The 24,034-nt window shown below is 46.1% G+C and carries 25 protein-coding genes; 5 read left to right on the top strand and 20 right to left on the bottom strand.

Going from position 1 to position 24,034, the window contains the following annotated elements; genetic code table 11:
- Nucleotides 1-4: 4 nt before the first annotated feature.
- Nucleotides 5-1,114, top strand: a complete 1,110-nt coding sequence (gene cdvC / locus ACI49J_RS03020) for a cell division protein CdvC (RefSeq protein ID WP_012021614.1) — start codon at nucleotides 5-7, stop codon at nucleotides 1,112-1,114.
- Between the two features lie 115 nt (nucleotides 1,115-1,229).
- Here the strand turns inward: cdvC and ACI49J_RS03015 are convergent, their stop codons facing one another.
- From ACI49J_RS03015 to ACI49J_RS02995, 5 genes are all read right to left on the bottom strand, one after another.
- Entirely contained in the window at nucleotides 1,230-1,529 is a 300-nt protein-coding gene (locus ACI49J_RS03015) for a DNA-directed RNA polymerase subunit K (RefSeq protein WP_240254499.1), read from the bottom strand.
- 30 nt (nucleotides 1,530-1,559) lie between these two features.
- Nucleotides 1,560-2,681: an alanine--glyoxylate aminotransferase family protein gene (locus tag ACI49J_RS03010; RefSeq protein ID WP_240254501.1), complete on the bottom strand. Its 1,122-nt coding sequence runs from the start codon at nucleotides 2,679-2,681 to the stop codon at nucleotides 1,560-1,562.
- Entirely contained in the window at nucleotides 2,678-3,649 is a 972-nt protein-coding gene (locus ACI49J_RS03005; protein WP_240254503.1) for an NAD(P)-dependent oxidoreductase, read from the bottom strand. The genes ACI49J_RS03010 and ACI49J_RS03005 overlap by 4 nt, the downstream gene beginning before the upstream one ends.
- 212 nt (nucleotides 3,650-3,861) lie before the next feature.
- A complete protein-coding gene (locus ACI49J_RS03000) occupies nucleotides 3,862-4,467 on the bottom strand; it encodes an N-glycosylase/DNA lyase (protein ID WP_240254505.1) in 606 nt (201 codons plus the stop codon).
- Nucleotides 4,400-4,927: a hypothetical protein gene (locus ACI49J_RS02995; protein ID WP_240254507.1), complete on the bottom strand. Its 528-nt coding sequence runs from the start codon at nucleotides 4,925-4,927 to the stop codon at nucleotides 4,400-4,402. The genes ACI49J_RS03000 and ACI49J_RS02995 overlap by 68 nt, the downstream gene beginning before the upstream one ends.
- A gap of 355 nt (nucleotides 4,928-5,282) precedes the next feature.
- On the opposite strand from ACI49J_RS02995, the gene ACI49J_RS02990 reads away from it, so the two are divergent.
- A complete protein-coding gene (locus ACI49J_RS02990) occupies nucleotides 5,283-5,501 on the top strand; it encodes a hypothetical protein (RefSeq protein ID WP_012021620.1) in 219 nt (72 codons plus the stop codon).
- A gap of 244 nt (nucleotides 5,502-5,745) precedes the next feature.
- On the opposite strand, the gene ACI49J_RS02985 is transcribed toward ACI49J_RS02990, so the two are convergent.
- Genes ACI49J_RS02985 through ACI49J_RS02975 form a run of 3 tightly spaced genes read right to left on the bottom strand, consistent with a single transcriptional unit; the run spans nucleotide 5,746 to nucleotide 7,403 of the window.
- A complete protein-coding gene (locus ACI49J_RS02985) occupies nucleotides 5,746-6,057 on the bottom strand; it encodes a hypothetical protein (RefSeq protein ID WP_012021622.1) in 312 nt (103 codons plus the stop codon).
- A gap of 10 nt (nucleotides 6,058-6,067) precedes the next feature.
- On the bottom strand, nucleotides 6,068-6,445 hold the full coding sequence (locus ACI49J_RS02980; RefSeq protein WP_012021623.1) for a hypothetical protein: 378 nt from the start codon (nucleotides 6,443-6,445) through the stop codon (nucleotides 6,068-6,070).
- Complete coding sequence (locus ACI49J_RS02975) at nucleotides 6,426-7,403, bottom strand: NAD(P)/FAD-dependent oxidoreductase (RefSeq protein ID WP_240254508.1); 978 nt, start codon at nucleotides 7,401-7,403, stop codon at nucleotides 6,426-6,428. The genes ACI49J_RS02980 and ACI49J_RS02975 overlap by 20 nt, the downstream gene beginning before the upstream one ends.
- Before the next feature lie 106 nt (nucleotides 7,404-7,509).
- Between ACI49J_RS02975 and ACI49J_RS02970 the strand changes: the two genes are divergently transcribed.
- Complete coding sequence (locus ACI49J_RS02970; protein WP_318552119.1) at nucleotides 7,510-9,906, top strand: valine--tRNA ligase; 2,397 nt, start codon at nucleotides 7,510-7,512, stop codon at nucleotides 9,904-9,906.
- A gap of 46 nt (nucleotides 9,907-9,952) precedes the next feature.
- Here the strand turns inward: ACI49J_RS02970 and ACI49J_RS02965 are convergent, their stop codons facing one another.
- The 9 genes from ACI49J_RS02965 to ACI49J_RS02925 form a co-directional block, all read right to left on the bottom strand.
- Complete coding sequence (locus ACI49J_RS02965; RefSeq protein WP_240254509.1) at nucleotides 9,953-11,143, bottom strand: pyridoxal phosphate-dependent aminotransferase; 1,191 nt, start codon at nucleotides 11,141-11,143, stop codon at nucleotides 9,953-9,955.
- A gap of 13 nt (nucleotides 11,144-11,156) precedes the next feature.
- Nucleotides 11,157-11,909 carry an indole-3-glycerol phosphate synthase TrpC gene (trpC, locus tag ACI49J_RS02960; RefSeq protein WP_012021627.1) on the bottom strand — a complete coding sequence of 251 codons (753 nt, stop codon included), beginning with the start codon at nucleotides 11,907-11,909 and terminating at the stop codon, nucleotides 11,157-11,159.
- 2 nt (nucleotides 11,910-11,911) lie between these two features.
- Nucleotides 11,912-12,493: an aminodeoxychorismate/anthranilate synthase component II gene (locus ACI49J_RS02955; RefSeq protein WP_240254510.1), complete on the bottom strand. Its 582-nt coding sequence runs from the start codon at nucleotides 12,491-12,493 to the stop codon at nucleotides 11,912-11,914.
- Complete coding sequence (locus ACI49J_RS02950; RefSeq protein ID WP_012021629.1) at nucleotides 12,493-13,755, bottom strand: anthranilate synthase component I; 1,263 nt, start codon at nucleotides 13,753-13,755, stop codon at nucleotides 12,493-12,495. The genes ACI49J_RS02955 and ACI49J_RS02950 overlap by 1 nt, the downstream gene beginning before the upstream one ends.
- Nucleotides 13,752-14,336: a phosphoribosylanthranilate isomerase gene (locus ACI49J_RS02945; RefSeq protein ID WP_240254511.1), complete on the bottom strand. Its 585-nt coding sequence runs from the start codon at nucleotides 14,334-14,336 to the stop codon at nucleotides 13,752-13,754. The genes ACI49J_RS02950 and ACI49J_RS02945 overlap by 4 nt, the downstream gene beginning before the upstream one ends.
- Entirely contained in the window at nucleotides 14,333-15,364 is a 1,032-nt protein-coding gene (gene trpD, locus ACI49J_RS02940) for an anthranilate phosphoribosyltransferase (protein WP_240254512.1), read from the bottom strand. The genes ACI49J_RS02945 and trpD overlap by 4 nt, the downstream gene beginning before the upstream one ends.
- Nucleotides 15,354-16,079: a tryptophan synthase subunit alpha gene (trpA, locus tag ACI49J_RS02935; RefSeq protein WP_240254647.1), complete on the bottom strand. Its 726-nt coding sequence runs from the start codon at nucleotides 16,077-16,079 to the stop codon at nucleotides 15,354-15,356. Before trpA ends, trpD begins: the two co-directional genes overlap by 11 nt.
- 2 nt (nucleotides 16,080-16,081) lie before the next feature.
- On the bottom strand, nucleotides 16,082-17,356 hold the full coding sequence (locus ACI49J_RS02930; RefSeq protein ID WP_240254513.1) for a TrpB-like pyridoxal phosphate-dependent enzyme: 1,275 nt from the start codon (nucleotides 17,354-17,356) through the stop codon (nucleotides 16,082-16,084).
- A 63-nt stretch (nucleotides 17,357-17,419) separates the two neighbouring features.
- The gene (locus tag ACI49J_RS02925; protein ID WP_012021634.1) at nucleotides 17,420-17,695 is read right to left on the bottom strand and encodes an acylphosphatase; all 276 of its coding nucleotides are present in this window, start codon (nucleotides 17,693-17,695) and stop codon (nucleotides 17,420-17,422) included.
- Nucleotides 17,696-17,787: 92 nt separating this feature from the next.
- On the opposite strand from ACI49J_RS02925, the gene ACI49J_RS02920 reads away from it, so the two are divergent.
- Nucleotides 17,788-18,867, top strand: coding sequence for an inositol-3-phosphate synthase (locus ACI49J_RS02920; protein ID WP_240254515.1), 1,080 nt, complete (start codon nucleotides 17,788-17,790; stop codon nucleotides 18,865-18,867).
- A gap of 226 nt (nucleotides 18,868-19,093) precedes the next feature.
- Here the strand turns inward: ACI49J_RS02920 and ppsA are convergent, their stop codons facing one another.
- Together ppsA and cdvB1/B2 are read right to left on the bottom strand one after the other, a co-directional pair.
- Nucleotides 19,094-21,433, bottom strand: a complete 2,340-nt coding sequence (ppsA, locus tag ACI49J_RS02915) for a pyruvate, water dikinase (protein ID WP_275691942.1) — start codon at nucleotides 21,431-21,433, stop codon at nucleotides 19,094-19,096.
- 110 nt (nucleotides 21,434-21,543) lie between these two features.
- Nucleotides 21,544-22,209, bottom strand: coding sequence for a cell division protein CdvB1/B2 (gene cdvB1/B2, locus ACI49J_RS02910; protein WP_240254517.1), 666 nt, complete (start codon nucleotides 22,207-22,209; stop codon nucleotides 21,544-21,546).
- Between the two features lie 81 nt (nucleotides 22,210-22,290).
- On the opposite strand from cdvB1/B2, the gene ACI49J_RS02905 reads away from it, so the two are divergent.
- The gene (locus ACI49J_RS02905) at nucleotides 22,291-22,563 is read left to right on the top strand and encodes a hypothetical protein (RefSeq protein WP_240254519.1); all 273 of its coding nucleotides are present in this window, start codon (nucleotides 22,291-22,293) and stop codon (nucleotides 22,561-22,563) included.
- Here ACI49J_RS02905 and ACI49J_RS02900 read toward each other — a convergent pair.
- A complete protein-coding gene (locus tag ACI49J_RS02900; RefSeq protein ID WP_240254521.1) occupies nucleotides 22,535-23,989 on the bottom strand; it encodes a UbiD family decarboxylase in 1,455 nt (484 codons plus the stop codon). The genes ACI49J_RS02905 and ACI49J_RS02900 overlap by 29 nt on opposite strands.
- Nucleotides 23,990-24,034: the final 45 nt, after the last annotated feature.

Genomic DNA, 24,034 nt, shown 5'->3' with positions numbered 1-24,034 from the left:
CCAGATGAGTGCCCAAGTAATGCTCGAGGAAATGGCTAGAAAATATGCTATCGCTGCAGTCAGGGCAGATAAGGAGGGCAGAAGGGAGGACGCCATTAACAATTACAAGAAGGCCATAGAAGTCCTGACCCAGATTGTAACCCTATACCCCGACATGGTTGCGAGGAACGCATATGAGCAGATGATTAACGAATACAAGAAGAGACTAGAGACCCTAAACCAGATGGTTCCTGAAGGGGGAGAAGAGACCGAAAAAGCCGAAGAAGACATAGTAATGAAGGAGAAGCCCAAGGTAACGCTAAACGAGATTGTGGGACTTGAGGATGTAAAGGAGGCACTGAAGGAAGCGGTGGTCTATCCCAGTAAGAGACCCGACCTATTCCCGTTAGGTTGGCCAAGGGGAATACTGCTATACGGACCTCCGGGATGTGGGAAAACCATGATAGCTGCCGCAGTGGCCAACGAGCTGGACTCTGAGTTCATCCACGTAGATGCTGCGTCAATTATGTCAAAATGGCTTGGAGAGGCAGAGAAGAACGTAGCGAAGATATTTAAGACTGCCAGGGAGCTCTCCAAGAAGGAGAACAAACCAGCTATCATCTTCATTGACGAACTTGACGCATTATTGGCCTCTTACACATCAGAGGTAGGAGGAGAAGCTAGGGTGAGAAACCAATTCCTCAAGGAGATGGACGGACTGGCTGATAAGAACGAGATCTCTAAGGTGTACGTGATAGGAGCTACTAACAAGCCATGGAGATTGGATGAACCCTTCTTGAGGAGATTCCAGAAGAGGATATACATTACCCTTCCAGATAAGGCTCATAGGCTAGAACTATTGAAGCACTACTCTTCCAAGGTGAAGCTAGATCCAAATGTGAATCTTGAGGAACTAGCCGAGCTAACTGATGGATACACTGCAAGCGACATCAGGGACATAGTGCAGTCAGCTCATATGAGGGTTGTAAAGGAAATGTTTGAGAAGAACCTTCAGGAGCCTAGAGCAATAAACATGGACGACTTTAGAGAAGTACTAAAGGTGAGAAAACCAAGCGTAAATCAAGATATGCTGAAGGCATACGCAGCGTGGCACGAAAAGTTTAAGGCATTATAACTTTCTTTTAAGATACCTTCGAGTCTTCTTGACCTTACTGGGGTTAGTTAAAATCAGATACCCCAGGTTTGTCTTCACCGATCATTCGGCATGACTCACATCATCAGCTAAAGGCCTAGGACTTTTTTGAGATAATCTTCATTACAGATATAAGCTCAACTTTCCCATTGGGGAACCTCCTCCTTACACTTATGGGTAGGAGGTTAGATCTAAACTCTTCCTCGGCTATTCTAATGGAACTTGCCCCCTCTAGTCCTGTCGAGGAAACATCAATAAGAGGTGAAGCGCCCATGGCTAACTGAAGTGCCCTAGCGCTTATTATTCTAGCCCTCTCGTAAGAAGTGAGCCTATTTCTCCAGCTCTCCACATAAACCTCTGTCAAAGGATTAATTCCTTTGCCTTCGTCTTGACTCATACGGAACACCTGTTTTAAATAAATAAAAAATTAGTTATCCCAATCGATTTCCTGGGCTATAACCTCTGGAAGCTTACAATCCGATGTGGGAACCTCGTTCAAGTCCAGCTTAAGTATATCAGACAGTGCGTATTTTAGCCTAAGCACAGCCCTGTCGTCTATCATGCCTAAAGTCCCTATCCTTACAATCTTATCCTTTAGCTCACCCATACCCCCAGAGATCTCTATTCCCCTTTTCGCAAGTTCGTCTATCATGGATTTGGGAGAAATTGGGGGACTTCCAGCTACTACAGTGTTGGAAAAGTTACTCTCATTTCCAAGCAACGAGAAACCTGCCTTGCTTGTTATGCTCCTTACGAACCTAGCGCAGGCCTCATGTCTCTTCCATCTCCTTTCAACACCTTCTTGATGTAGAAGCTCCGTAGCTCTTAGCGTAGAAAAGAACACGCCTACTGCTGGAGTGAATGGCGTCTCTCTCCTGTCCTGAAACTTAAGGTGAAGCTTTAGATTGAGATAATTCGGCGCATCATCCTGCAAGTTACGGATACCCTCCTCTGATAAACCCACTAAACCCATCCCTGGTACAGAGGCTAGCGCCTTCTGGCTACCCGTTGCAACTGCGTCTATGTTCCAGTCGTTCACCCTTATCTCGTATGCGCCGAAACCAGAAACGGAGTCCACGAGAACCTTTAGCCCCCTATCCTTAGCTAATCCCACAACTCTCCTTAAGTTCCTGAAGGCCATTCCAGTGCTAGTCTCATTATGAACAAAGGCAATGGCCGTAGCGTCCTTATTGGTGTCAAGGATCTCCTTGATCTCATCTTCCGAAAATATTTCCCCAAAGGGTTTCCTATACACAACTGGGGAGGCTCCCCTTTTCACCACTGAGTCCAATAACCTCTCGCTGAACTCTCCATAGGTTAACACAATAACTTTCTCTCCCCTCTTTAGAAGGGAGAACACCATCGACTCCACAGCGAGAGTTCCCGATCCCGAGAGCAAGGCAACCCTAGAGGAGAAAAATGCGCCCTTCAACAATTGCTCAAGCTGGGCTACTACTCCCCTGAACTTCTCGGATCTATGATTAACTATAACCGTGGAGTTCTGGGCTACACTTCTAGGAACGTTTACTGGACCTGGAATTAACATCAAAGTTTAACACCGAGCTCCTGAAGAGTCTTCAGTAGGTTTTCCGTGGTCATAACAGCTACCCTGTATTGGGCCTCCTTGGTCTGGGCTCCTATATGGGTGGTAACAGTAACTCTCTCATGCCTAAGTAACTCCAATTCCCACTCTTCCTTCGGGGGTTCGTGCCAGAATACATCTGTAGCGTAGGACATTACCTTCCCCTCCTTTATGTAATGGAGGAGGGCCTTTCCGTCAACAGCGACTGCCCTGCTCGTGTTAACTATTATAACACCCTTTTTCATCATTTCGAACTCTCTGGAGGTTAGTATTGGTTTGGCGTCCTTCCCCACAGTCACATGAATACTAATCACGTCAGATTGGGTAACCAATTCGTCAAGGGAAACTGCTCTTGCCCCTATCTCCGCAGCTCTTTTGGAAACATCGACTACGTCGTATGCCAAAACATTCATTCCCATTGCCCTTGCGATCAGCCCAACCTTATACCCTATTCTTCCGAATCCAATTATTCCAATTGTTTTTCCGCTCAACTCCACGCCTTCAGTCTTCTTGTAGATTCCAGATTTCGCTAAGGTCATAGACGTAAACATGTTGCGAGCTCCAGCTAGCATGAGACCTATGGTTAACTCTGCTGCAGAATCGGTGGAAGCTCCTGGAGCGTATACTACCCTAATTTTTCTCTTTTCCGCCTCCTCCGTGTCGATGTTATCCACTCCGATTCCTGCCCTCGCTATAACCTTTAGCCTCTTTCCCCTCTCTATGACCTCCTTGTCAACCTTAGTTCTGCTCCTTACTACAAGTACGTCGTAGTTCTCGACTACCTTAAGTAGCTCCTCCCTTTCTATGTCAGGTTGATAGTTAATCTTTAGCCCTTTAGTCTTCAGCGTCCTGATCATATACTCGTCTATAGGATCTGTTATTAATATGGCTAGATTTTCTTTATTTAGAGAAACATCCATAAAGTTGTCTGCCATTCTGGTTCACCTTGTAAAGAATTTATTTAACAGGATGAGAGTGATGATGAAATAGATGAAAGAGAAATAGAGAAATAGAAGTATCCAGAAACATAAACTTGGTTAAAATCACGTTGACCTCTCGCAGTAACTAATTCACCATTCATGTTTAGTCACTTTAATCGATATTCACTAGTTTATATACTTTTTTCTAACTAGAGTAAATGAGCAGTCTACTTAGCTAGCTTACCCGTTTTGAGATACCAGACGTATAGGTCCAGGACGCCCACTGGAAGGTCCAGGGCAGACGCGATACTCCTGAACACAGATTCCAGTTCCAAGTACTTGGATTTCGAGGAGATCTTCTGATCCTCTAGGTAGTCAGAGAAAAAGCGCAGGATGTGCCTGTCAATTATCGCCAAGTCCAGATAACCCATGTTCCTGAGAAAGTGACTCGCTTCCTTCATTCCAAGTCCTTTAATTTCAAGTAACATTTCCCTTGCCTCAATCTGATCTCTGTCAGCTACTCGCCCAATCTCCCTAAGTTTACCGTAGTAAGATCTGCTCTCGACGATATACCTCGCCTTAAGGTTTGGAAACCTATAGCCCGCATTTTTCAGAGCACTGGAGATCTCCTCTATAGACCCATATAGTATGAGATCCCCCAAGTACTGAAGCGCTGTGAAAGCGCCGATGAAACTAGAATTGGCGGTGAGTATACAGAGCACCAGTTCCCTAAACCAAACCCTTTCGCTTGCCCTTTTATTTAGTCTAAACTCCTCTACTCTTTCTAGAACCCTTGCTCTTAACCTTGCGTCTCTTACGACTTTTCTTAGCACGTTTCTTTCTCTTCTTCTCTGGGGTTTTAGATTCTCTCGGTACTTCGGGTTTGGTGTCCTGTATAGAGGAGAGCGAGATTATTCTGCCACCTTGCTCCGTTTCCACAATTATAAACGGAAGTGATGGTGAGAAATTGATGTTCACGCCTACATATCCATAGGGTTCAAGGACCTCCTTATACTCTACCTTTACTCCATCATTGGTAAACTCGCGCGGAACACCAACCCGTTTCACATTTACTATCTCATTGAAAGGGTAAGTAACCTTAAGACCTATGTTAAGGACTATTGTACCCTTTGCTCTCACCAATACTACTTTTCCCTCTACAGCTAGTTGCTCCATTTCCTCAACAGAATTAACTGACCTCTTCTCCTCTCGCTCATACTTAATCCCTATAAGGGAGACATCAGGAAAGACTGGCACAGTCACTGGATCATAGTAAATTATAGTAGCATCCAAACTGACTCAAAATAACAACAGCAAATGTGTGTAATTAAACTTCTCATGTAACTAGTTGGTAAGACCTTCGGGACATCTCAATAAAGTAAAATCTGAACGTAATAAGGGTCTTGACGCGTGAAGGCCAGCAGGTGTTAAGGCTTGAAGATCTTGAGCCCACGTGATTAGAAATAGGATCAACACTTCTTCAGACTTTTCTGATCGGCACGTGAGACTCGTGAACTTCCAATAAGGACTTGTGCCCACTACTAATAAGGGATACGAATGTGAAGACTCTATTTCTCCTTCATGAGTCTTTGTATACCACACCCGGAAACTTTTATACCAGGAGAGATTTCATACATTCACGATAAAAATGAGCTTGAGGTTAAAGGGAACTAACGCTTATGGTCATCTTGGATGGTTTGAGGTTTACTGTTCCATATGCGACAGAACTTTGAGGCTTGGTATAGACGTGGTATACAAATGCCCTAAGTGCGAGAAAAAATATAGGGCATATTTCTGTGAAGCCGATAAGAGAGGGTTAAAGGGAAGATGCCCATACTGCAACACTGAACTGGTACCTGCAGTATGATAGAGAATTTTTACGTGAATCATTTTAAGGTTTCATTCATTACGGATGGGGACAAAAGGCTGGTTTTTCTAGACCTCTCCATACCTTGCAATAGAAGAATAAAGGAACTTGAATATTTAGATACTTCTATCGAAACCAAGTATGGCACAGTTAGAAAGGTAGTGATTTGTCCCGTGAACGGGGTAGCGTTTATATGTAACGCAGTTGTTGAGTTGAACTCCTCGAGTCCTTCAGCGGAGGAGATTCATAGGGAAGTGGAATCAGAATTAATGAGAGTTGGATGTACCCCGTAATCCTTGAGTTTGAGGTTAATCTTCTCTGAGAAATTGACGATATCCTGCGAATCCTTGGATTTTATTCTAAATGCCAAATACATGGGTCTCATTTCCTGCTCAGCAAGATAAACCGTAATCAAGGATGAAGGTGAAGGGGAACACAGGAAAGACGCTCCAATCCTCACAGGAGAGCAAATGCCCTCGAGAACATTAACCATATCCTTGAAGATGTCCCTTATACGCTGAGGGTCAGTCTGAACTCCTAAAAGAACTTCGAACAAATCTTTCCCCTCACTTTAGGTTAGATCTCTTTATGGGTATTTTGAGTGAATCCATCACTGCCTTAACATAGGGGTAAAGATTGGCGTCGCCTGATACTCTCTTTAGCTTAAGTTTTCTATAATTCATCTCGAGGGACACCGCACCATCCTTGATCACCACTAACTTGCCCTTGACTCTTCCCCTGAGGTTCCTGACGAACCTTGCATAGATGAATATTCCCTTCTCCTTGAGGTTAACTAACACTGCCTCGCCGTCCCTGTAAAGTGGGGATATCTTAGTTCCCTTAGGATTAACCTGTTTTGGCTCATTATCCCATTTGAATAACAAGGATCTTACAGCATGTTTTCCTGACTTACTCTTAGATTGCTCAAGTACTAATTCCACCACTTTTAATCAACTCCATAGATTCCTTGATCCCCTGAAAATCTAGTTTATCCTCGAGGAATGCATCTATTAAGATTTCACTCTTGAGGAAGTGCCTCAACATGGTTCTCCTCATGGAGATATTGGAGCTTCTGTACCAGTTAAGCAACAGGGATTGAATGGATATTCTGGACTCGATTGTGGACAGTCCCTTCCTCAATTCCTGCTCCAAAGGCTTTCCCTTATTCAGTGCGCCGAAGGCTATCTCAGCAGAGATAGCCGAGGGCCTTATCCCTTCCCCGCTTAGGGGAAAGACCAGCCCCCTGGCCTCCCCAATTCTGCCCTCTTTCTTGGCAACCTTACCTATGGAGATGGGGGCGCCTCTAATATCGAGGATCTCATACTTGGTGAACCTTTCCCTTAAGTACTCCAAGAGGAGTTTCCTTGAATTCTTGTCCTCAAGGAAGCCAGCTCCAACGTTCAGTAAACCCTCTCCAGCCGGAAATATCCAATAGAACCCCGTCAGTCTTGTGTTAAACTCTAGGATGGCCTCAGGGTTGAAATTTTCTACCTTCATTATTACCCTGGTTGTGTAGACCACTTCCCTATCCATGGGATAGGGGCCTCTGGAATCCAGGACTACGTCGTAGTTATCAAGCTTGGGTTTTTCATTCCCCACCACCTGTCTTAACTTAGCTCTCATGGAGTTAATCCATTCGCTCTTGTTAATCGTCAACCACTTGGGACTCCTATAACTCACGTCATAAACCCTTTCCCCATCGAGGTAGAACGCAAAGTCCTTAATCTCATATTCAACCCTCCAAGGGAACGGAGGTCTGTAAACATTGGGAACTATATCACCGCAAGGTTTGAAGTACTTGTCCTTAATGTCGAAAAGGGTAACGTCGTGACCGGCATCATGAAGGAGGGAACCTATCAGAGACCCACCAACTCCTCCACCTATTACGGCAACCCTTAACATCAACTATACATTGTCGAAAAGTATAAAAGGTTCTTTGTAAGCTCGTTTTTATATTCTAGTTAGCGGTGATCCGTTATTGTTGTCCCAGGATGAGATTTTAAAGAGAATGGAGGAATGGCCCAAGCATTATAATCCCAAGGATATTGAACCAAAGTGGCAGAAGCTCTGGTTGACCCAGGAGTACTGGGAAAAGATCTTCAAGTTTGATGAGAACTCTGAAAAACCAGTCTTCTTCATTGATACCCCTCCGCCATTTACCAGCGGAGAACTGCACATGGGCCACGCCTATTGGGTTACCATAGCTGACGCAATGGCGAGGTTCAAGAAGCTTCAGGGTTATAACGTTCTATTCCCTCAGGGGTGGGATACCCAAGGATTACCAACTGAGCTCAAGGTTCAGTATAAGCTCGGGATACCCAAGGAGAACAGGGACCTCTTCCTAAAGAAGTGCGTGGAATGGACCGAGGACATGATAGGAAAAATGAAGTCTGCCATGATTAGACTGGGATATAGGCCCAACTGGGAGCAGTTTGAGTATAGAACATATCACCCCAATTACAGGAGGGTCATACAGAGAAGCCTCATTGAGATGCATCAAAAGGGCATGATAAGGATGAAACAAGGACCAGTGTATTGGTGTCCCAAATGTGAGACTGCTGTGGCACAGAGCGAGGTTGGATACCTAGAGAAGCAGGGTATCCTTGTGTACATTGGCTTCCCTCTGAAAGAAGGTGGGGAGATAGTTATTGCCACTACACGTCCAGAACTTCTAGGGGCCACTCAGGCCGTTGCAGTAAATCCTCAGGATGAACGTTACAAGCACCTCGTGGGAAAGAAGGCAATTCTTCCGCTCTTTGGAAAGGAAGTTCAGATAATAGCTGATCCAGACGTGGAAAAGGACTTCGGAACCGGGGCAGTGATGATAAGCACCTACGGTGACCCCCAGGACATAAGGTGGCAACTAAAGTATAATCTTCCCGTCACGGAACTCGTGGATGAGAGAGGTAGAATAAAGGGAACTGGTTTCCTGGATGGATTGAAAGTAGAAGAGGCTAAGAAGAAGATCGTCGAACTATTAAAAGAGCGGGGATACGTTAGGAAAATTGAAAGCATAAAACACAACGTGCTTTCTCACACTGAGAGAAGCGACTGCCTCTCGCCAATAGAGTTCCTGGTGAAGGAGCAGGTGTACATAGATGTTGTTCCCTACAAAGGAAAACTCCTTGAGGAGTATAAGAAAATGAACTTTAAGCCACAGAGAATGGCAAGCAAACTTGAGGAGTGGATAAATAACATTGAGTGGGACTGGAACATAAGCAGACAAAGGCTTTACGGGACCCCCTTACCCTTCTGGTATTGCGATAACCTTCACCTAGTTCCGGCCGACATATCGTCTTTACCTGTGGATCCCACCAAGAGTAACCCGCCTGTGGAAAAGTGCCCGCATTGCGGACTTCCCCTAAAACCACTTACTCATGTGGCTGATGTGTGGGTAGACTCAAGTGTGACTGTGCTATACCTCTCTGGGTTCTATGAGAATAAGTTGAGGTTTAGCAAGACCTTTCCGGCTGATGTGAGACTTCAGGGTACTGACATAATTAGAACCTGGCTATTCTATACCTTCTTTAGAACCCTGATGTTGGCAGGGAATGTGCCATTCAAGAGAGTAATAGTTCACGGACAGGTTCTAGGTCCAGATGGGACGAGGATGAGCAAGAGTAAGGGTAACAGCGTATCTCCAATGGACAGAATAGATGAGTTTGGAGCTGATGCGATTAGGATGACCCTGCTGGACGCCTCAATAGGCGACGATTTCCCCTTCAAGTGGGATACGGTCAAGGGGAAGAAACTACTCCTTCAGAAGTTATGGAACGCGAGCAGGCTAGCATATCCGTTCATACACGGTAGGAAATTGGAGAAACCTGAGGTGTTGCATCCAATTGACCAATGGATACTGGCTAAACACAAGGAATTTGTGGAGAAGGCTATCCAGGCCTATGAGAACCAGGACTTCTTCGTGATCCTTTCCATGCTTTATGAGTACTTCTGGGAGACCATAGCAGATGAATACCTTGAGCTTATCAAGCATAGATTGTTCAGCGATGATAGATCTGCCACCTATACCTTGGGGAGAATACTCAAGGATCTAATTATCTTACTACACCCAATTGCCCCCCACATAACAGAGGAAATCTATTCCCTTATCTTCGGTGAGAAGCAGAGCGTCCTTCTGGAGACCTTACCGTCAACTGAAGATATCAAGATAGCGGAGGAAGTTGTGAGAATGGGGGACTCTGTCAAGAAGTTCAACTCGCTGGTGAGAACCAACAAGGTAAAAATGAGAATGTCCATGAACTCCCAAATAAGGGTGGAACTACAGGGACCTAAGCAGTTCCTAGAGGATGTAATGAAGGTCGAAGACGACCTGAAGAAAACGCTGAAAATAACTGAGATCGCCTACCGTGAGGCGGACCAACTCGACGTGAAGATATCTCCCACCTAATTCAGACCATGGGAGTTTTGATCATCGATCACCCGTAACTTTTTCATCAACCTGTGAGTTTCTCCAGTGCCATTTTCATCCTTGACACGCCCTCTTTAATTTTCTCCTCATCTAGGGCAAAGCTCAATCTCAGGAAGTTTCTCCCAACCTTTTCTGGAAACACCTCACCTGGGATAGTTACCACACCCCCCTCCTCAATTATTTTCACCGCTAAGGCCTTTGAATCCATTCCAGTCGTCTTCAGGATTTCGCTAACGTCTGGAAACATGTAGAATGCCCCAGACGACTTGTAAACCCTAATTCCCTTGAGGGTCTTAAGCTCCGAGAACATAACGTCTCTCCTTCTCTTGAACAGGTCTATCATGCGTCTCACCTCGTCGAAGGTATCAAAGGAGGCTAATGCACCCCTTTGGGCAAAGCTAGTGGGACATGTGTATATATTGGACGCTAATATGCCAACCTTGTTAATGACCTCCCTTTTGGCAACAATATATCCCAGTCTCCAACCTGTCATGCTGAAGGTCTTGCTGAACCCGTTTATGTAAATCACGTTATCTCTCCAAGCTTCCTGAAGCACGCTCCTGAAACCGCCGTCATAGACGAAGTAGTCGTAAATTTCGTCTGAAAGAAGGATTAACCTCTTCTCCCTAGCTATCTCAACTAGTTCCCTCGCAAGTTTATCGTTGAAGTTCATTCCAGTCGGGTTATGAGGGTTATTGTAAACTATCATCTTGGTCCTGGGAGTGATCTTGGAAACTAACTCATCCATGTCGACACTGAAACCCGAGTTCTCGTTAAAGCTGAGAGGGACATAAACTGGTTTCCCCCCTAGAAGGTTAACCACTTCTCCATAGGAGTAGAAGGAAGGATCGAATAGGATTACCTCATCGCCAGGGTTAACATACATAAGAAATGCCAGGAAGAGTGCAGTCTTAGCCCCAGGCGTAACAGCTACCTCTTCCTTCCTTATTTGATCCCCGTATCTCTGGGTAAGAAATTCCGCTATCTTGGATCTTAACTCGTCTAACCCCAGTGCTGGGGTGTATGCGGTGAAACCCTTATCCAGTGCCAGTTTAGCCTCTTCCCTTATTCTCTGAGGAGTTGGTAGATCAGGTTGGCCTATGCCGAAGTTGATGGTATTTATTCCCTTGGTCCTCTCCACGTTTCTGGCTATTTCCTGATAAAGGAGGGTTGACTCTCCAGTTAATCTTGAAAGCGAACCAGCGAAATTTTCCATTTTTCCCCTTTTATTACCCTTGAACAAACTCTTTAATCTTATCTGGATTGCGCATTAGACTGGATCCTATGAGAAAGGCGTCCGCTCCCTTCTCCCTCAAGAGCCTGATCTCTTCGGCGGACTCTATCCCACTCTCGGCCACCTTGGTAACTGTGGAAGGTATCTGTTCCAGTAGCTTCATGGCCATCTCCTTCTGAATTGTGAGAGAGAAGAGATCCCTTGAGTTAACACCTATGAGGCTTGCGCCAGACCTTAAAGCTATATCTAAGTCCTCCCTATCATGAACCTCGACTAAGGCCTCCATCCCGTAAGATCTCACGTATTCTAGAAGGCCCGAGAGTTCCCTTTCCGTGAGAATTCTGACAATTAGTAGAACAAAATCGGCTCCAAGGTCATATGCAGTATCCACTTGGTTCTCACTGACTACGAAATCCTTCATGAGTAACGGAATCTTGACGTTCCTCGCTATCCTCTCCAGATACTCGTAAGAGCCTCCGAACACGGTGTTCTCGGTAATCACGCTGATCGCAACAGCGCCTCCTTGCTCCATTGACTTCGCATAGGATATGGGATCCCTGTCCTCGGAAAATCCTGAGGGCGATTTCCTCTTATACTCAGCAATGACAGGATTTAGCCCCGCGCCCTTTACTGCCCTTATTCTTGGAATTATCTGTAGAACCGGTTTCTCTCTGCTCCTGGAAACGTAAGGCCTCCTCTTAGCATTTTCAACCACATCCTTGATCCATCCTTCAAGATATCTCGGCATTATCAGATTCTGTTGAGGAAGTTGTAAAATATTTTTTGTCCGAGCGTAGTTCCCACGCTCTCAGGATGAAACTGAACCCCGTAAATCCTGTACTCTGCGTGATGTAGACCCATTATCTCTCCGTCCTCCTTGGAAACGGAGTCCACCATAAGAGGAGAGCTCACATTGTCCACAACTAGGCTGTGATACCTGGTTGCCTTGAACTCTGTCGGTAAGCCGGTGTATAGGGGACTATCGCCAGTCCTAACCACTGTACTCAGTTTCCCGTGATATATTACCCTTGCCCTCCTAATTTTAGCACCGAACGTATAGCCTATGGCCTGATGCCCTAAGCAGACACCCAGGATTGGGATTCTCTTTCCCAGGATCCTTATAACCTCAGGAACTATCCCTACATCTTCAGCTTTCTCTGGGGATCCTGGCCCTGGCGATATCACTATTCTATCAGGCCTTAATCTCTCCACGCCTTTCACAGATATCTCGTCGTTTCTAACCACTAGAGGATAACTTCCAAGTTCGCCTATGCTCTGCGCAATGTTGTAAACGAAACTGTCGTAATTGTCTATTATCAGGGTTATGTCCATTAGCTCACCCCAAGTGCCACCTTAAGGGCTCTCATTTTATGCTCAGTTTCATAGTACTCCTGCTCAGGAACTGAATCGTAGACTATCCCAGCTCCAGCCTGGATGCGAAGAATATCCCTGTTAATCATTGCGGTTCTGATGGTGATTGCAAACTCCGCTGAATTCCTTGAGATGAAACCCACTGCACCAGCATAGGGGCCCCTCTTGTAAGGCTCTAGCAACTCTATTATGTTCATTGCCATGGGCTTTGGAGCACCGCTGACTGTACCGGCAGGGAACATAGACTTTAGAACATCCAAGGAATTTGCATCCTTCCTCAGGGTTCCCACCACTCTACTAACAATGTGTTGTACGTGGCTGTACTTCTCGACGTAGGCGAATTCTGGGACCTTCACAGTTCCTGGTACACAGGACTTTCCTATGTCGTTTCTGGCCAAATCCACAAGCATTAGGTGCTCGGCCATCTCCTTCTCAGAGGATAGAAGTTCCTGTTCCAGTTCAAAATCCTCTTCACTGGTCTTTCCCCTAGGTCTAGTGCCCGCGATCGGGAAAGTTTCAGCGATCCCCCTTTGAACTGAGAATAGAAGCTCCGGACTGGATCCAATGAGTTTCCTCTCCCCAAATTTAATGTAAAACATGTAGGGAGATGGATTAATCTTTCGCAAGTTTCTGTAAAGTCTCATTGGGTCACCCTGGACAGCGTATCTATAGAACCTGGAGAGGACAACCTGAAATGCGTATCCTGACTTGATGTATTCTAGTATCGAGTTAACCCCTGACTCATACTCTTGTTTAGTCATCGACTCGTCATGGGGAGTCACCTTGAATTCCCCCTGTTCAAAACATCCAGCTATTGATGGTATATCTCCCTCCACAAACACCTTTCCCAGTGCATGATCGAAGACCAAAACGTTCTCTGGAAGGAAGAACTCGGCGTCTGGCCAATCCTCTATTGCAGGCTTCAAGTCCCTAACTGTTTCCCATCTTCTCACCGCGTCGTACGATATGTAACCTAGAAGACCACCTGAAAACCTAAGCTCGCCCTCCTCTACACCTCTTAGAGCGTTCAGTATCGATTCCTCCAGGTCATCTCCCCTGTTCACCTGTACCTTCCTCTTAACCCCCCAGGCAATTACGCTATATCTGGCGGTGTTTTGAGAGCCCTCTACACTCTCCATGAGAGCAGCAATCTCCTGATCTCTCTCAATGCACTGATAAACCTCATAGGGCTGAGCAAATGCCGTGATAGGGTAGGTCTTCATCTAATCGCCTCCAAAATCTTTCTTACCTTACCCAAGTTCTTCTTCCCCGGATAGTCCTCAACTCCCCGGGATATGTCCAACCAACCAGGCTCAAGTTTCAGGAAATCGTGAACGTTATCAGGGGAGATACCTCCTCCAACGCCTAGTCCTGGGTAGTCCCTTAGAACCTGTGCTAAGAATCCAAAGTTAGGTCTATCTCCCTTCCTCTCCAAGTCTAGCAGAACCATGTTGGTGATATCTAGGACCCTCCTTAGGTAATCCAAGTATCTCTCCGACGAAGGTACATAGAGAATGAACTTCCTAAAGTACGATCTAAGTAGTTCCAGTTCTTCCTCCTTCAAGACCCTATGTATCTGAACTATATCGGCGTATGGGTTCTTAAGGGCAACGAGAAGCGGACGTAAAACGTTAACCGAAACAAGGGGGACAGAAACATTGTCTCTCACAATCCTCAAGAAATCGGGCTTAACGTACCTAGGGCTAACTGGGTCCTCTAGGAAACCAAGCATATCAACTCCTAGCCTAGATATGTCCACAGCATCATCCAGTGTAGCTATTCCGCAAATCTTTACTTTGGTCATAGGGATCCCTTTATGGCCTTGATCTTACTAGGATCTCCATTGTCCCTTACCAAAGTCTCAATTCGATCTGGCAACTTTCTTACAAGTTCCTCTGATAATTCAAATCCATCCTTAAAATCAGAAACAAGTCCCGCAGTGTAAAGTGCGACGCTCACGTTTATTCTGATGAACTTCTCTACGGCTTCATCCCTCCCCATGGACGCCATCAGAACTCTTCTCACGGAGTCGAGAGGATCTGTGGTCGTCAATCTGGAAACAGGAACTGGTTGACCTATAATTTCAGAGAAATCATAGGTATATTCCTCAACCTTACTCCCCGTTACCTCTGTGATATATGTCTTCCCTTGAGGGCTGACCTCATCCAGTCCAGGCTCCCCGTGAACAAGTACAAGCTTGACGTAACCTAGCTTAAGTGCTGCTTCAGCTAGCTTTCTCATGAAAGGCAGAGAGTATACTCCCATGACCTGCCTCTCGGATCCTGCTGGGTTGGTGAGAGGGCCCAGGAGATTGAAGATAGTCCTGACTCCTAGAACCTTCCTTACAGGTGCAACGTTCTTCATGGAAGGATGATATAGCTGAGCAAAGAGAAACACGAAATTGTCCCGCGAAAGTAGATCCTTGGCCTTCTCTGGAGGAACTTGGATATTGTACCCAAGGGATTCAAGGAAGTCCGCGCTTCCGCTTCTACTACTTGCAGCCCTATTACCATGTTTCGCCACAGGAAAGACAGAGCTAACGGCCAGAGCAGTGGCCGTGCTAACGTTAATTGTTCCTATACCGTCTCCTCCCGTGCCAGCCGTGTCGAGGGTGTTCCTCAAGTCCAGTTTTAGCGCATGTTGCCTCATGGAATTGGCAAATCCTATTATCTCGTCTGGGGTCTCTCCTTTCATCTTTAGTGCAACTAAGATACCAGCAACTAAGGGTTCTGGTATTGATCCCTCCATGATTAAATCGGCTAACTTCTTTGCCTCCTCTTGGGACAAGGATACGCCTTCAGTTAATCTCTTGAGGACCTCCTTAGGATCCATCCAATATCCCCCTGAACTTCCTCGCTAATGAAATCGCGGATTCCACTCCATTCCTCTCTATCTCCTCGATGTAAACCGTGCCTATGGCTACTCCATCTGCCCCAGCCCTAAGGGCCTTCTTCATGTCCTCTATGTCAGAAAGGCCGAATCCCACCACCAACTTGTTGTTAACCAGGGTCCTCACCCTAGTTATGAGGGAATCTACACTGACGGGTAGGGGAACTCCAGTGGTGGGTCTAACGCCGTAGTAGAGAAACATATCTGAGATCTTGGATACCTTGTGTATCAGGGGATCGGGAACTGAGGGAGAGGTAAAAATTACTGCATTCAGTCCATGGCTCTTTATCTCATTAACGTATTTTTCGTACTCGTCAACGAAGTCTATGAGAAGATCTGGAAATAGCACGCCGTTAATTCCCACATCTTTCATTCTGGCGAGAGTGTCGGGAAGAGATGTCACCCAGTCTTCTAGGTAGGTTAGAATCACTAGAGGAACATCCACTGCTCTCCTGGTTTCCTCAAGAAGTGACCAGAAATCGGTCAACCACGTAGAAACCTGTTTATAACTCCTCCTTATTACGGGTCCGTCATATTTAGCGTATTTGGGAAGGAGACCAATTTCAAGGATATCTGATCCCGCTTCCACTAGTCCCTTCACTAGTCTCAGATAATCCTCCTTGTTGGGGTAACCCAACGTTGCATAGGATACCAACATCTTCAATCTTGACCAATCCTCTTCATCATAGACTCGTAGTTGGGTAGATCCAGTAATCCATGACCACTCAGGTTGAATACGATCACCTTTTTCTCGTTCTTGATCTTGGCCTCGCGTGCCTCCTCTATCACTGCCCTAATTGCATGAGAGGATTCTGGTGCTGGAACTATTCCTTGGGTTTGAAGGAATATTTGAGCTGCTTCGAATATCTCCTTCTCATTGTACTCCCTCCAATTCACTATCCCTTCCTTGATTAGCATGCTTAGGGAGGGCGCAGCCCCATGATATCTGAGCCCGCCCGAATATATTGGTGGAGGTACGTAATCCCTTCCTAGGGTAATCATCTTGACAAGGGGTAACAGCCCAGCACTGTCTGGGAAATCGTAGTTATAGGCCCCCTTACTGAACTTTGGTATCTCGTAAGATCCAACTGCAATGTACTTCGATCCCTTCTTGGACCCGATGAACGGGAAGGTAAAGCCTCCAAAGTTACTCCCTCCTCCCACACAGCCCACTAACACGTCTGGTTCCTCGTCTAGTTCCTGCAACTGCTTCATAGCCTCAAGCCCTATTACGCTTTGATGCAACACCACAACATCTAACACGCTCCCGACGAGATACTTATAGCCGTTGGAGAGAGCGTACTCTATTGCCTCGCTCATTGCTATTCCAAGGGAGCCTGGATGATTCGGGTTCTCGTTTAGAACCTTCTTGCCGTACTCAGTATGTGAGGTTGGGCTGGCGAAAACTCGTGCACCATACAATTGCATGATGGTTCTCCTTTGCGGTTTCTGTTCATAACTCACCTTTACCATGAAAATAGTGGAATTTAGTCCATACATTCTCGCGGATAGAGCTACAGCTGTTCCCCACTGGCCAGCCCCAGTCTCAGTGACCAGGTGGTCCACTCCCTCCTTCATGGAAAAGTAAGCCTGCGGCAGGGCTGTGTTTATCTTATGGGAACCAGTGGGAGTTGCCCCTTCATACTTGAAATATATTTTAGCCGGAGTGTTCAGGAATTCCTCAAGCCTTCTAGCTCTGACTAAAGGCGTAGGTCTGCCTATATTGATGTAAGCCTCCCTTACTTCTTTAGGAATTGGAACAAACCTCTCCACTGTAAACTGCTGTCTTAGAACCTCACTAGGCATTATCTTTCTCAAAAGGTCAATCCTAGAGAACTCCGCATCTGGGGGATCCCTAGGAGGAGGTAAAGGTTTGGGTAAATCGGGTATTATGTTATACCAATAGCTTGGTATTATTTCCTCACTATTTGCCATTGGTGCAACAAGAACACCGCGTATTAAATAATTTTGTCCTTTTTAAATGTATAGGATTTCCGGCTAATACGTGTCGAAGGAAGTAAACTCACCCTTATAACTCTCGAGTTTATGCGTCACCTTAGTTACAAGAGCTAGAGGTGGTCCTTTCCACAAATAGTTTAGAAATTGCTGAATGGATTCCTCATAACCCTCGGCCACAACCTCAACTGTTCCGTCTGGCAGGTTCTTTGCATAGCCCTTTAGCCCAAGCCTAACTGCGTGAATTTGCACATACCTCCTGAAGCCTACCCCTTGCACTTCTCCTTCGACTATTGCGTGAAGCCTTGCTAAGCCCACTATATCACCTCAGAGTCGCTCCACTTCCTCACTACTCGGCTAAATCCCTTTCATCACTATATTTTTAACTGCCTAACAAACCTAAAAAGCCAATGATCAAGATAGCAATCGCTGGCCTTGGAAATTGTGCATCCATGCTTGTGCAAGGAATAGAGTACTACAGGAAAATGGGCGAGAATTACTTTGATGGATTGATTACACCCATCATAGGCGGTTACAAGGTAACTGACATTAAGGTGGTAGCTGCCTTTGATGTCTCAGTCAACAAGATAGGAAAGGATGTGGCTGAGGCGATATTTGAGAAGCCTAACATAACTCCTAGAATAGTTGAGATGGACAAGCTGGGAGTTGAGGTCTCTCCAGGTCCTGTATTGGATGGCGTTGCCCCACACATGATGAACGTGTTTAATCCCTCAAGCGAGGGGAAGATTGAGTCCGTTGTGGACAAACTCAAAAGTAGTGGAGCAGATCTGCTCGTCAACATGTTGCCAGTGGGTAGCGAGATGGCCTCGAGGGCATATGCGAGGGCATCACTTGAGGCCAGAATAGGGTTTGTTAACGCTATCCCCGTCTTCATAGCGAGCGACCCCACAGGTGAATTCCCAAGGAGGTTCAGAGAGCTTGGATTACCCATTGCTGGTGACGACGTGAAGGGACAAGTTGGCGCAACCATATTTCATAGGGCCATCACCTCGCTATTCAGATTAAGGGGGGTTAAGGTAGAGGAGACTTATCAGCTAAACGTAGGAGGGAACACGGATTTCCTCAACATGAAAACTGAAGAGAGGCTTCACTCCAAGAGGATCAGCAAGACCAAGGCCGTAACGAGTACCCTTGAAAATGAACAGGAAATAGAGATCCAAGGAAGGATAAGGATAGGGCCCAGTGATTACGTTCCATTCCTGGGAAACACTAAGGTGGCATACATCTACGTTAACGGGTCTGGGTTCGCTGGAAGGCCAGTGAAGGTGGAGGCAACACTAGAGGTTGACGATAAGGCTAACTGTGCCTCAGTACTGGTAGATGTAATAAGGGCAGTAAAGTTAGCTAAGGACAGGGGAATAGGAGGTCCCCTGAACGAGGTGTCTGCATTCTACTTCAAACATCCACCTAAGCAGGCTAAGGATGATGAGGAGGCCTATCTTTGGTTTAAGAAGTTCATTGAAATGTGAAATCTGCGAGGAAAGAGAAGCTAGAAACACGTGCAGTATCTGCGGTAGGTCAGTATGTGATCTTCATTTCAAGGAAGGGATATGCTCCATTTGCGAAATGTCCATGTGTGAACTCTGCAAGAAAAACCTTTCCATAGGTTACTGCGAGTCCTGCGGAAGCTTGATCTGCGAGGAATGTGTTGCCTATTCCAACGGTTCCAGAAGGATATGCAAAAAATGTGCAGGTTTACCTCCTTCTTAGAAGAAGCTTCTGCTCTATGCTGGCCACCAGTCTCCTTGTGTATATAACGGTGTCTGGGTTTATACTTACGCTATCTATTCCCTCCTTCACCAGGAACTCGGTTACCTCTGGGTATACGCTAGGAGCCTGCCCGCATATGGAAACTGTCCTTCCATACTTGTGGGCTATTCTGATCAATCTTTTCATCGATCTCAATACTGCTGGATCCCTTTCGTCATAGTAACCCATTCTTCCTAGGATTTCTGAGTCCCTGTCCACACCTAGAGTCAGCTGAGCTAAGTCGTTACTACCTATGCTGAACCCATCTATCATCTTGGAGAACTCATCGGCCATGGTTATAACTGAGGGAACCTCTGCCATTATCCAGACCTTGAAGTCGGCAGTCCTCCTGAGACCCTCATCCTCCATTATCCCTATTGCCTTGTTCAACTCCCACGTGGTTCTGACAAAGGGGAACATAACCCAGACGTTCTTAAGACCCATCTCCTCCCTAGCCTTTCTAATTGCCCTAACCTCTAGTCTAAAGGCTGGTTCGTACTGCTGGCTCACGTAACGCGAGACTCCCCTCCATCCTATCATTGGGTTTCTCTCCTCGGGTTCAAACTCCTCTCCTCCTATCAGTCCCCTATACTCGTTGGTCTTGAAATCGGAGAATCTCACCACCACCGGTCTAGGATATATTGCGGAAGCGACCCTAGCAATTCCATCAGCGAGCTTATTCACAAACTCCTCAGGTTTACCTATTTTGATGAGGTAGAGAGGATGATGCTTTATCCATTCGCTTACGATGAACTCTATCCTCATGAGTCCAATTCCATCGAAGGGAAGGTCCAGATATTTCTCAATCACGTCCGGTTGGCCCAAATTCATGTATATCTTAGTACCAGTGACTGGGAAGAGGCTTAGGAGTACATCCCTAGACAATCCGGAAATTGAGGTACCCTGGTGCTCCTGTTTTGGTTCCTCTGCAATTATCCTGCCCTCATACACGACTCCCCTTGTGGCATCTACGGTGATCTCTTGGCCAGTCTCTAGAACCTTCGTAGCGTCCTTGGCCCCTACAATGGCCGGTATCCCAAGCTCCCTAGAAACTATTGCTGCATGACTAGTGATCCCGCCTTCATCCGTAACTATTGCGGAAGCAATCTTCATCACTGGAACCCAGTCAGGGTCGGTCATTCTGGTCACAAGGATCTCTCCCTTCTGGAAATCCTTGGATTCCTTTACATCCATAAGAACCCTGGCCTTTCCGCTAGCTATACCTGGACTGGCTGCCAGACCCTTAACGAGGATCTTTCTCTCGGTGGGTTGGGTCGCGCTTGTGGTCTTTACCTTCTCCTTTTCCTTAGAAGCCCAGAAGGTTTCAGGCCTAGCCTGCACTATGAAAACGTTGTCGGGGAACTTCAGGTCAGCATCTATTGCCCATTCAATATCCATGGGCATCCCGTAATGACTCTCAATTTTTAGGGCCAGTTTAGCTAATTCCAAGGCCTCCTCATCGGAGATACTTGGGCTCTCGCTCTCCTCACCGTTAAGCGGAACCTCAACGTTATTGCCCTGGTTATATACGATTTTCATATTTTTCTTGGCTATCCTCTTGTCCAGGATCTTGAGATCGTGTTTGGAGATAATAACCTCATCAGGCGTGACCTTACCTCCAACCACTGCCTCACCTAGTCCCCAAGACGACTCTATTACAATGAAATTCCTATCACCGTTTGAAGGATTAAGCGTAAACATGACCCCGGAGGACCTGGAGTTCACCATTTTCTGTACAACTACAGCCATCTCTACCTTGGAGGAATCAATGCCCTTACTCTTCCTGTACTCTATGGCCCTCTCGTTATAGAGACTAGCCCAAACTGCCTTGACCATATTGATTAGGTTTGCCCTCTTAACATTAAGGTAGGTGTCCTGCTGGCCAGCGAAGCTTGCGCTCTCTATATCCTCTGCAGTGGCTGATGACCTGACAGCTACAAGTATCTCCTTACCCACAGCCCTAGAAAGTTCGTCAAAGGAATCGTATATCATTTCCTCCAGGTCATGGGGAACTTGAGAGGTGAGAATCAGGTGTTTTATCCTCTCGCTCGCCTTTTCAGACGAGTCTTCTTCCTTCAAAATTGAAACAATCTTATCCCTTAAACCATTATAATCCAAGAAGTACGAGTAAGCTTTTGAGGTAATAACGAAGCCAGGGGGTACGCGGATCCCCTGGCTAAGGAGCTCCCCGAGATTAGCTCCCTTTCCTCCAGCCAATTCTACCATTTCTTTCCTTACTCTCGATAGCGGAAGGATACCCTCTTCTTTCAAAATTTGAGTAACCAATAAGATATCCCCACTATCATTTTCGCATCAAAACTTAAAAATCTGCTTAGAAGGTTAAAGCGAATAAAAAATAGATGATATAAAACACGAAAAGATTAAAAGAATGAGAGTTATTTAGAACCGTTCCCGTTCTCTGCCTTCTGAGTTGTGGTGACCAAGGCAGGAAGGTCAGGGAAGTTCTCCTTCATTCTCTGCTCAGCTATCATGCTAGCTTCCTGCAATATCTTCCTTGCCTCTGGACTCGTAGCGGCCTGCTCTACACTTGTTCCAGTGAAGTCTCCCGCCTCAATTACTACTTCCTGCAATCCTTCCTCTACTTCCGCCAGCTCCATGCTGATCTCAGGCATAACTCCCTTTATTGCATTCTTGAGCTCCCTAACTACGCCAATCACTGGGATAAGGTTGTTGAACACATCAGCAACCTCAGTTACTGTCTCCAACCTGAGCTGAACCTGTTCAAGGGCGATCTGTACACCCATTATTTGCTTAGTCATCTTTCTAATCTCAGCTATCTCATTGGCATACATTGAGGCTCTAGCGTTGTCCTTAGCCATTTGCGCCGAGATAACTCTTTCAAATAGAACTCTATCTCTCTCCTGCATCTTGGAGATATACACTTCTAGTCTGTTAATTGTAGTCCTTAGCTTGTAATTTGCAGTGACCAGCTTGTACTTCAGGGGTTGCTTAGGCTTGAAGGCATTCTTAACTCTCTCTCCGATACCAGCTTCCTGTCTTCCATTCCAGTTCCTCACGAAATCCTCTACTTTACTGGTCATGTAAGCTCTACTACTTATCTTAAGGAAAAATAACGTTTAAGATAGAATATACATAATACAGGCTAGCTTGTGCGTGATAATATGACCGAGTTTAAGGCTAGGTTAGATGGGGAAAGGATTATATTGGAAACGGTTAGTGGGGCTCCCCTCCTTATCAGGGAGGTAATAGTAAAGTATAGCGTTACCTCGCTCTCTCCATCGGACGAGAGGAGTAGGAGAACAATTACCGACGAAACTAGGGTGGAGAAGGTGACCAATAGGCTCGAAATTCCCACAAGGGGTCTGGACGTAGTAGAGGTTACAGTGATCTACAAGAAGGGTGAGTCTACCTTGAGGGAGGACTTGGCCATTTAGAGGCTATCTTCTCCCAGACCTCGGATATCCTCTTAACCACGCCTGGATCACTCTCTACAGGCTCTGGCCAGTCCTTCCCTAACTCCTCCTTAAACTTTCTAGTTGCGTCTATCCCCATTTTGCTCCCAAGAGGGGGATTAGGAACTGTATGATCTAAACTGTCATTTAGGGCATTGGTAACTATCATGACGTCGCGTTGAGGATCCACCGTACTGGCAATGGCGTAAAGAACCTGGTTCATATCATGAATGTTAACGTCGCTATCGACAATGATCACCAGCTTTAGGAAGCTAAGTTGCCCAGTACCCCAAATTGACATCATGGCCCTCCTGGCCTGTCCTGGATACCTTTTCCGTATTGAAAATATTCCTATACTAGTGAAAAGACCATACTCTGGCAGGTTCATGTCAACTAGGTCTGGAATTATCATCTTCAGGAAAGGCAGGAATATCCTCTCAACACCCTTCCCTATCCAAGTGTCCTCGAGCGGTGGTTTTCCCACAGAAGTTACATGGTAGATGGGGTTCTCCCTTACGTAGGCTTTCTCAAGCTTAAACACTGGGTAGTAATCCTGAGGAGTGTAGTATCCTAGGTGATCCCCAAAGGGTCCTTCGGGCCTCATATCGTTTAAATCTACGTAACCCTCAAGTACTGACTCGGCGTGGGCTGGAACCAGCATTCCGTTGTCCAACTCTACCACATCCACGCCCTCATCCCTCAGTATCCCGGCAAACAGATACTTGTCTAGTCCAGGAGGCACAGGAGACGCAGCAGTGAAAGTTATGATGGGGTCCACTCCATTGACTATCGCCACCGGTACCTTAGACAAGCCCAGATCCCTGTACTTGGAGGCTGCCAGGGATCCTCTCTTGAACGCTTGCCAGTGTACTAACGCTTCCCTTTCATTCAATATTTGTACTCTATATATACTTAAGTTATTTGTGTTTTTTTCTGGATCCTTCGTTATTACAATAGAAAACGTCATGTATCGGCCTGCATCCTTTGGCCAAGTTTTTGTTGCAGGCAATGCCTCCAGGTTCAGGCTCTTGTCCTCTTTGAACAAGGCCTTCTTACCCTTCGGCATGTACTTTCCCATCTTCAGAAGTGATGGGAGAGATTTCGCTTTATCGAGAATTGTGACTGGTACCTCCCCGAAACTCGCTAGAAAGTTGTCCGCTATCCCCTCAAGGTTCTTGGTCCCAAACAACTCATAGATTCCCTCCATTGAATAGTAAACGTTAGTGAGCACTTTCCAGCCAGGGTAACCCTTAACCCTGGTGAAGAGTAGCGGTGGGAGATGAGAATATGTGGCCCTTCTCCCTAGCTCGGCTATTTCCAGGTTCACATCAACCTCGTGCTCCACTTCGATAAGTTTGCCCTTGGAACGCATATTCTCTAGATAGTCTCGAAGATCCTTGAAGCCCATTGGAGTCTAAGGTCCCATAAAGTTTAAATTTTTACATACAGCGAT

Source organism: Metallosphaera sp. D4-4 (assembly GCF_046245145.1).
Classification (GTDB): domain Archaea; phylum Thermoproteota; class Thermoprotei_A; order Sulfolobales; family Sulfolobaceae; genus Metallosphaera; species Metallosphaera sedula.
The sequence above is the reverse complement of the archived record's forward strand: the minus strand, read 5'-3'. Positions and strand labels throughout refer to the sequence as shown.